The sequence below is a fragment of the Arthrobacter sp. SO5 genome (assembly GCF_020532805.1).
In the GTDB taxonomy this organism is placed as follows: domain Bacteria; phylum Actinomycetota; class Actinomycetes; order Actinomycetales; family Micrococcaceae; genus Arthrobacter.
The window spans coordinates 1-8,403 of the sequence record NZ_MQTQ01000078.1; the positions used below are offsets into that span (position 1 = coordinate 1).

The following is an 8,403-nucleotide window of genomic DNA, read 5'->3' on the forward strand; positions in this document are numbered from 1 at the left end:
CCTGCTCACAGCAGCCAGCAGCTGCCTCGGGAAAAGATCCAGCCCCCTCAAGCCCACTAATTCAGCAGTCTCCTAGGCCGCGGGGGTGTTCCTTACGCGGGGAGCCGGAAACCGGCGGGCTGCAACTCGGCCAGCCCGTCATCCAGCAGGCCGGCCAGGGCGCGTTCCAGCTGTTCGGGAGCCGAATTGAGCCGATGCAGGGCGGCAAGCGGTACGCCTATCCCGTCCGGCTCGAAGCCTAGGTCCGCCGGGGGCCGCTGGAACAGCTCCGGCGCCACCGGCGCCTCGGCCAGGCGCAGCACCGCCATGACGGCACCCCGCACCTGGCGGTCCGTTCCATGCCAGGACTGGCCCTTCGGGGTGTAGCTCGGAGGCGGTTCGCCGGCCGCGAGCCAGGCGCAGTTGCTGCGGACCGGGCAGGCGCCGCACTTTGGGGCGCGGGCCGTGCAGACCAGCGCTCCGAGCTCCATGACGGAGGCGTTCCAGCGTACGGAGGCGCCGACGTCGTCGGGCAGCGCCTGCGCGGCGAGCCGCATTTCCGCGGCGGTCAGCGCCTGCGAGGGCAGGGCGGTGCCGGTCAGCAGGCGGGCATGCACGCGGCGGATATTGGTGTCCACCACCGTCTCGCGGCGCCCGAAGGCAAAGGCGGCGACCGCCGCGGCCGTGTAAGCGCCCACTCCGGGCAGCTCCAGCAGCTCCGCGTACGTGCCGGGGACCGTCCCGCCATGGTTGGCGCCGATTGCGACGGCGGCAGCGTGCAGCCGCAGCGCCCGCCGCGGATAGCCCAGCCGGCCCCAGGCGCGGACGGCCTCGCCGGCAGGTTCCCGGGCCAGATCGGCCGGTTCCGGCCAGCGCAGGAGCCATTCCGCCCAGACAGGCAGGACTCGCACCACGGGTGTCTGCTGCAGCATGATCTCGCTGACCAAAACGCCCCAAGGGCTGCATCCGGCCTCCCGCCAGGGCAGTTGCCGCGCGTTGGACTCAAACCACCCGTCCAGGGCGTCGTGGAGGCTGGCCAAAGGGTGGCCCGGGGGAACGCCAACGGCCGCGTTGGCCGGGTTGGCCGCGTCGGCCGGGTCGGCCACGCTGGCCGGGCGCGCGGCGGGAGGGATCGAGGGGGAGCCGGCAAGAGTTTTGATGCAAGTAAGCGTAATTGATGAGGGCCACACTCTGCCCGCGGCGTGGGAGGGCCCCATACCCGGCGCGGTTCTCTAGCCTAGAAGGATGGGCAGGCAAGGCACTTCAGGAAGTCACGGTTCCCGGCCGAAGGTTTCCGGCAGCGGACAATCTTCACGGGGGCCCGCGGGGCAACGCGGGCGGAAGCCTGGGCGGAAACCGGTCAGCCCTGTCTTCCGCCGCCGGCGCCTTCTCGTCGGGGGCGGCCTGCTGCTCGTGATCGCCCTCGCCTTCGGCGGCTTCGCCGCCGTTTACAGTGTCCTTAACGCCGGGCAGTCCTCCCAAGGCAGTGGCGGGACACCCGCGCCCGGCCAGCAAACGGCTCCTACCGCCGGCCCGGATGCCCCCACGGCTTCCCCGTCGCCGTCCGTCACTGCGGAGGGCAACGGCTGCGACCAGAACCTCGTAACGGTCACGGCCGGTACGGACAAGCCGGCCTACGCCGCGGGGGAGAACCCGCTGCTGAGCTTAAAGGTCACCAACGGCAACCGGGTGCCCTGCGAGATAAATATTGGCACCTCGCAGATGGAGTTCCTGGTCACGAGTGGCTCGGACCGGATCTTCTCATCCGCCGACTGCCAGGCGGACAAAACGGACCTCGTGAAGACCATCGCGCCGGGACAGAGTGAAACTGCCAATTTCCCGTGGGACCGCAGGCGCTCGGTGCAGGGCTGCGCGGGGATTGAGGCCAAGCCCGCCGGTGGCACCTACGTCTTCGCGGCCCGGCTGGCGAACAAGACCAGCCCCCGGGCCGTGTTCAAGCTCAACTGACGCCGGTTACAGGAACCGGTCCAGCAGGCTGGCCTCGGCCATCCGGCTCAGGCCCTCGCGGACCGTCCGGGCGCGCTGGTCTCCGATGCCGTCCACCGTCATGAGGTCATCGATCGTGGCGGCCATCAGGAACTGCAGCCCGCCGAAGTGGTCCACCAAGCGGTCAGCGACGGCCTTCGGCACTGCCTTCAGTCCGGAGAGCAGGCGGTAGCCGCGCGGCTGGACGACGGCGTCGAGGTTCGCCTCGCCGCCGGCGAAGCCGACAATCCCCGCGATCTTGCCCAGATCGATCAGCTCCGTGGGGCCCAGGTTCACGAGCGACTTGACGGCCTCCTCGATGTCCTCGGCCGAGGTGTCCGGGCCGGAGTAGTCGCGGATGATCACGTCGCTGCCGGGACCGCGGCCCACTGTCAGCTCGTCCAGCTGCAGTGACAACAGGCGGCCGTCTTCGCCGAGCTCCAGGACGTACTGCGAGATCTCCTCGGAAATCCGGCGCACCATTTCCTGGCGCTGCAGCGTCACGGCGACGTCGCGGACCGTCACCATGGCCTCGATTTCCAGCGCGGACAGTGAGCTGGTCACCTGGTCCAGGCGCGAGCGGTAGCGTTCCAAGGTTGCGAGGGCCTGGTTGGCGCGGGCCAGGACCTTCTCGGAGCCCTCCAGGACATGCCGAAGCCCGTTCACGTAGAGCGCGATGATCTGCATGGACTGGCTGACAGAGATGACCGGGACACCCGTCTGGATGGCAACGCGTTCCGCGGTCCGGTGGCGGGTGCCCGATTCCTGGGTCTCGATGCTGGAGTCCGGGACCAGCTGGACGGCCGCGCGCAGGATGTTGCTGGCGTCCTTGTCGCAAATGATGGCACCGTCCATTTTGGCCAGTTCCCGCAGCCGGGTGGGGGAGAAGTCGATGCCGATCTCAAAGCCGCCGGAACAAATGGATTCGATGGTCCGGTCAATGCCCAGCACGATCAGTGCGCCGGTCCGTCCGCGGAGGATGCGTTCCAGCCCGTCACGGAGGGCGGTGCCCGGAGCCACCCTGCCCAGAGTCGCCTTGAGTGAATCTTCAGGGCTCCGAGCCATAGGTCTTCCCTTCAGAGGTGCAGGCTCCGGCCTGCGGGTGCGCCGGTTTCCAGTGTTGGCCGGCAGGATCAAAGTACTCGGTTCCCCGCTCTGACCATAGTAGAGGCATAACAGGGCAACATCCGCACAGGCAAGCCTCAAAGTGGTCCATCCGGCCACGGTCCGGAGCGCCTCCCGAGTCGCCCTGGCGGCAGCGGTCCGCGGCGGCACTTTTTGGCCCGCTTCGCGCGGGTTCGGCGGGCTGCGATAAACTGGAGTCCTTGGGTGTACCGCGGGCTCTCCGCGCCGATCCCCTCCTCAACGCCGCAGCGAAAGTAGCACCGTGTCTCAAGAAGTCCTTAGCCCCGCCAGAGTCCAGGAGATTCACAAGCAGGCGGCCCGGCGTCGGACTTTCGCGGTCATTTCCCACCCCGACGCCGGCAAGTCCACCCTGACCGAGGCGCTGGCCCTCCATGCCAAGGTGATCGGCACCGCAGGCGCATCCAGCGGCAAAGCCAACCGCAAGGAAACGGTCTCGGACTGGATGCAGATGGAAAAGGACCGCGGCATCTCGATCAGCTCGGCCGCCCTGCAGTTCGGCTACCGGGACACCGTCATCAACCTCCTGGACACCCCGGGCCACGCGGACTTCTCGGAGGACACCTACCGCGTGCTGGCAGCCGTGGACTGCGCCGTGATGCTCGTCGACGCCGCCAAGGGCCTGGAAACGCAGACCATGAAGCTCTTCGAGGTCTGCAAGCAGCGCAACCTCCCCATCATCACCGTCATCAACAAGTGGGACCGTCCGGGCCTGGACGCGCTCGCGCTCATGGACGAAATCACCGAGCGCACCGGCCTCCAGCCGATGCCGCTGACGTGGGCCGTGGGCATATCGGGTGACTTCCGCGGCGTCTGGGACCTCCGCAATGACCGTTTCGCCCAGTTCAAGCGGAACAACTCCGGCGCCAACATCGCCCTCACCGAGTACTTCACGCCCGAACAGGCCGCAGCCAGCCAGGGCGAGGACTGGTCCAACGCCGTGGACGAAGCCGGACTTGTCATCGAATCCAACCTCGAGTTCGACGTCGAAGCCTTCCATGCGGGCAAGGCGACACCGATCCTGTTCAGCTCCGCGGCCCTGAACTTCGGCGTGAAGGAAATCCTTGACGCCCTCGTGGACTTCGCACCTCCGGCGGCCCCCCGGCCCGACGTCGACGGCGCCCCGCGCCCGGTCGACGCGCCGTTCTCCGGCTTCGTCTTCAAGGTCCAGGCTGGCATGAACAAGGCCCACCGGGACCACGTGGCCTTCATCCGTGTCTGCTCCGGCCTGTTCGAGCGCGGCATGGTGGTGACCCAGGGCAGGACCGGGAAGTCCTTCGCCACCAAGTACGCCCAGCAGGTGTTCGGCCGTGAACGCGAAGTCATTGACGAGGCGTTCCCGGGCGACGTCGTGGGACTCGTGAACGCCTCCTCACTGCGCGTGGGCGACAGCCTCTTCCTGGAACAGCCGGTGGAGTTCCCCGCTATCCCGCTCTTCGCCCCGGAGCATTTCCAGGTGGCGCGCTCCAAGGACCCCAGCCGTTTCAAGCAGTTCCGCCGCGGCATTGACCAGCTCGAGCACGAGGGCGTCATCCAGGTGCTCCGTTCGGACATCCGTGGTGACCAGGCTCCGGTCCTGGCCGCCGTCGGCCCCATGCAGTTCGAGGTGGTGGAGGACCGCATGGCGCACGACTTCAGCGCACCCATGCGGCTGGAACGGCTGCCCTACTCGATCGCCCGGCTTTCGACGGCGGACGCCATGCCGGCGCTGGCCAACGTGCCCGGGGCCGAGGTGCTGCTGCGTTCCGACGGCGAGTACCTGGCACTGTTCAACGACGTCTGGGCCCTGCGCCGGATCGAGAAGAACCACCCGGACCTGACGTTGCTGCCGATCGGCACCCACAACCCCGCCAAATAGCCGCCGGCGCCCCCGCCGGGGAAACATTCAGGAAAGTATGGGTCCGGGCGCCCGGTCACGGCATAACCGGGTTATCATAAGTAACCTTGCTAATACTGCGGGCGCCGGGAAATCATGCCGGCAATTGGACTGATCCGCCAGCTCCCACGGGTGGACCCCGCATTCAAGGGAAATAAGAACACTCTTTGACTCGATTAATGACACAGCCGGCCACCCCGAAACAGAGCATGGAACCTGGCTTCCTGCTGAGCGGGCGCTACCGGATTGAAGACCTTATTGGCAGGGGAAGCCAATCGACCGTCTACCGTGCCTACGACCAGCTCCTGCAGCGCGAAGTGGCTGTCAAACTGTTCCGCAGCGACGCGGACGATGTTGAGCACGCCCGCCGGCAGGACCGGGAGATCCGGATTCTCGCCGGGATGAGCCACCATGCCCTCGTGACGCTCTTCGACGCCGGTGCCGACCTGAGTGCGCCGAACTCGCGCCTCACCTACCTCGTGATGGAGCTGGTCCGCGGGCACGATCTCCGCCACCGTGCCGCCCAGGGCCCGCTGTCCGCGGCGCACATGGCGCTGATCGGCCACGACCTGGCGGACGGGCTCTCTTACATCCACCACCACGGGATCGTCCACCGCGACGTGAAGCCGGCGAACATCCTGCTGGTGGACTACAGCAACGAGGACCGCCGCCCGCGGGCAAAGCTCACCGATTTCGGCGTCGCCGTCATGGTGGAGAACAGCCCGGCGGAGGAAGGCGGCACGTCGGGGACTCCGGCCTATCTGAGCCCCGAGCAGGCCGCCGGCGAACCTGCCGGGCCGCTCAGTGACGTGTATTCGCTGGGCCTTGTGCTCCTCGAGGGCCTGACCGGGAAGATGGCTTACCCCGGAGCTCCCATCCAGTCCGCTGTTGCCCGGCTGCTCAAGGATCCGCAGATTCCCGAGGGGCTCGCCCCCATGTGGGTGTCTCTTCTGTCATCGATGCTGTCCCGCGACCCGGCCAGCCGGCCCCCGGCCCGCGAAGTTTCCCTGGCCCTGCGCCAGGAAGTGATCAACGGCGCTGCCCGCCACCGCCTCGACAATATTCCGGCGGCGATCCCGTCGGCGGCCAATGAGGAGGCCCGGATGCGCGCCGTCGAGCGCTACCGGATCCTCGACACGCCCTCGGACGGCGCCTTTGACCGGATCGCCGCCCTCGCCGCGCGCGTGTTCTCTGTGCCGGTCGCAATAGTCAGCGTCGTGGACCACGACCGGATCTGGTTCAAGTCCCACCACGGCACAGATGTTACGGAGATCGGCCGGGACCCGGGGCTCTGCGCCTCCGCCATCATGCAAGACGACGCATGGGTCATCGAAAGTGCCGCCACCGATCCGCGCACGCTGGCCAACCCGCTGGTGGCGGGCGAGTTCGGCCTGCAGTTCTACGCCGGAGTGCCGCTGCGCACCCCGGACGGCTACAACCTTGGCACCTTTTGCATCCTGGACCGCGAACCGCGCCACTTCACGGCAGAGGACACCCGGACGCTGAAGGACCTGGCCGCTATCGTCATGAACGATCTTGAGCTGCGGCTGCGGAGCAGGGAAGCGATCAGAACCTAGCAGGACACTGGCGCTGGGATCGTCGGGGCGGACCGGAGGCAGGGTTTTCCGGACCGGGGGGACATGTCCAGTGGTCGCGCCCGGGATTGGGCAGGGTTTTCCGGACCGGGGGGACATGTCCAGTGGTCGCGCCCGGGATTGGGCACAAAGCCAATATGTCCACCCTCGGGCCTCGGCGCGGGGCATGTCCCTGGGCCCTTCGCCCTTCGCCCTTCGCCCTTCGCCCTTCGCCGGCCGCTCCGCTGCGCCTGCGCCCCCGCGCCCCCCGCCGGCACTTCCTAGCGCCTGCCGGCGTGGAGCGCCAGTTCCAGCTCGAACCGCGCCTTCGGGTCTTCCAGGGTGTCGCCGAACAGCTCGCGCAACTGCGCCGCCCGGTATCCCACTGTCTGCGGGTGGATGCCGAGCTCCGCCGCCACCGGGGCGCGCTGGCCCCAGTGCCGCAGCCAGGACAGGAGTGTCTCAGCGAGCCGCTCGCGCTGCGCCGGACGCAGTCCCTCCAGCGGCGCAAGCCGGCGGTTGGCCAGTTCGGCGATGGCTGAAGGCTCGGCACCCAGGACCACTTCGGCGAGGTGCTCGTCCGCCCAGATCGGCGGGTCCTCTGGGCCGTCCCTGGGCGGCAGCACGGAGGCTGCCAGTACCGCCAGTCGCAGGGAGTCGGGGACTTTCTCCCAGCCCCCTTCCGGTCCCACGGCGGCGCCCCGCCCGCGCAGCGCCTTGTTGAGGTCGGCACGGGCGGACGCGGACTTCCGTGCCGGGACAAGGGCGACGGCGTCAGTCTCGCGTTCGATGACCAGCGTTCCGGCACCCAGCCGGAGCCGGAGTCCCGCAGACCGGTCCACGGGCAGGGTCACCACCATCATCCGCTGCGGCAGGGACCAGTCCGCCATCGCCGCCGTCTGGCGCAGGGCCGCCTCATCCGCCTGCCCCAGCAGGAGCAGGTCGAGCAGTTCGGTGCGGCGCCGGTCCACGGCGCCAGCACGTTCGGACTGCTCAAAGGCGTACGCCTCGGCGCTGACGGCGGACAGTTCATCGATGTAAGCGAGAATCGACTCACCCAGATCAACCACGACGCTCTGCCCCAGGTGGTGTTCCACGGAGACCCTGGACATCTCGCGGAAGGTCACGCGGGCGCCCATCCGGTACGCGCTCAGCAATGCGTCCATGCTCCGGCCCTGCCGGAATTCCCCGCTTCCCAGCCCGGCCACGAGCTGCCGGCTCTCCTCGGAAAGGGCCGGCAGCGTGGTTCCGGGCAGCTGCAGGAAACGTTCCAGGGCAGCCGCGACACCGCGCCGCAGCCCCCGGCCGAACCGTCCCTCGATGGGCCGGGCGTACGCGGGGACCAGCTGCGGCACGGCCTCGATGATGGCCTCGACAATGCCCGGCATCATCGGCCGGAGCACGTCGCTGACCTCGCGTGGCAAGGCAAGCCACGGCGGGTCGTAGGCGGGGGAAGCAGGGGTACCCGTCGGGGGTGCGTTCATGAGGCTGATTCCAATAAGTTGTTGCGGGGAGATAGTTTATCCACCTCGATCTTATGCCTTGGGTGAAGAAGTATGACCTTGACTGACATAAGGTTGAAAGATGATCCGGCTCCGTAAGCTGGCGCGCGCCGCATCTCTACTGACCACCCCCCTAGCTCCAGAAGACATTCTGTCGCTGTTCAACCCCGTGTTCTCAGCCCGCCAATTGCGCGGCGTGGTCACTCGGGTGGTTCCAGAAACGGCCGATTCCGCCACCATTTTCTTCCGTCCCGGCCGCGGCTGGCAGGCGCACCTTGCCGGCCAGTGGGCCCGTATAGGCGTCGAGCTCGACGGTGTCCGCCACTGGCGGTCCTACTCGCTC

6 protein-coding genes and 1 pseudogene are annotated in these 8,403 nt (G+C 68.1%); 4 read left to right on the forward strand and 3 right to left on the reverse strand.

What is annotated here, in order from left to right; genetic code table 11:
* Positions 1 to 92: 92 nt before the first annotated feature.
* Positions 93 to 911: an A/G-specific adenine glycosylase gene (locus tag BJG92_RS14925; protein WP_308011670.1), complete on the reverse strand. Its 819-nt coding sequence runs from the start codon at positions 909 to 911 to the stop codon at positions 93 to 95.
* A 481-nt stretch (positions 912 to 1,392) separates the two neighbouring features.
* On the opposite strand from BJG92_RS14925, the gene BJG92_RS14930 reads away from it, so the two are divergent.
* Positions 1,393 to 1,947 (forward strand): hypothetical protein, encoded by a 555-nt coding sequence (locus BJG92_RS14930; RefSeq protein ID WP_308011669.1) that lies wholly within the window; start codon positions 1,393 to 1,395, stop codon positions 1,945 to 1,947.
* 6 nt (positions 1,948 to 1,953) lie between these two features.
* Here BJG92_RS14930 and disA read toward each other — a convergent pair whose 3' ends face one another.
* A complete protein-coding gene (gene disA, locus BJG92_RS14935) occupies positions 1,954 to 3,030 on the reverse strand; it encodes a DNA integrity scanning diadenylate cyclase DisA (protein ID WP_232084787.1) in 1,077 nt (358 codons plus the stop codon).
* Positions 3,031 to 3,352: 322 nt separating this feature from the next.
* Here disA and BJG92_RS14940 point away from each other — a divergent pair, with 322 nt between their 5' ends.
* Both BJG92_RS14940 and BJG92_RS14945 read left to right on the forward strand, forming a co-directional pair.
* Positions 3,353 to 4,966, forward strand: coding sequence for a peptide chain release factor 3 (locus BJG92_RS14940; protein WP_232084788.1), 1,614 nt, complete (start codon positions 3,353 to 3,355; stop codon positions 4,964 to 4,966).
* Between the two features lie 197 nt (positions 4,967 to 5,163).
* Positions 5,164 to 6,561, forward strand: a complete 1,398-nt coding sequence (locus tag BJG92_RS14945) for a GAF domain-containing serine/threonine-protein kinase (protein WP_232084789.1) — start codon at positions 5,164 to 5,166, stop codon at positions 6,559 to 6,561.
* A gap of 278 nt (positions 6,562 to 6,839) precedes the next feature.
* Here BJG92_RS14945 and BJG92_RS14950 read toward each other — a convergent pair whose 3' ends face one another.
* Positions 6,840 to 8,042 (reverse strand): CdaR family transcriptional regulator, encoded by a 1,203-nt coding sequence (locus tag BJG92_RS14950; RefSeq protein ID WP_232084790.1) that lies wholly within the window; start codon positions 8,040 to 8,042, stop codon positions 6,840 to 6,842.
* Positions 8,043 to 8,142: 100 nt separating this feature from the next.
* On the opposite strand from BJG92_RS14950, the pseudogene BJG92_RS14955 reads away from it, so the two are divergent.
* Positions 8,143 to 8,403 (forward strand): annotated as a pseudogene (locus BJG92_RS14955) (ferredoxin reductase); the annotation flags it as partial.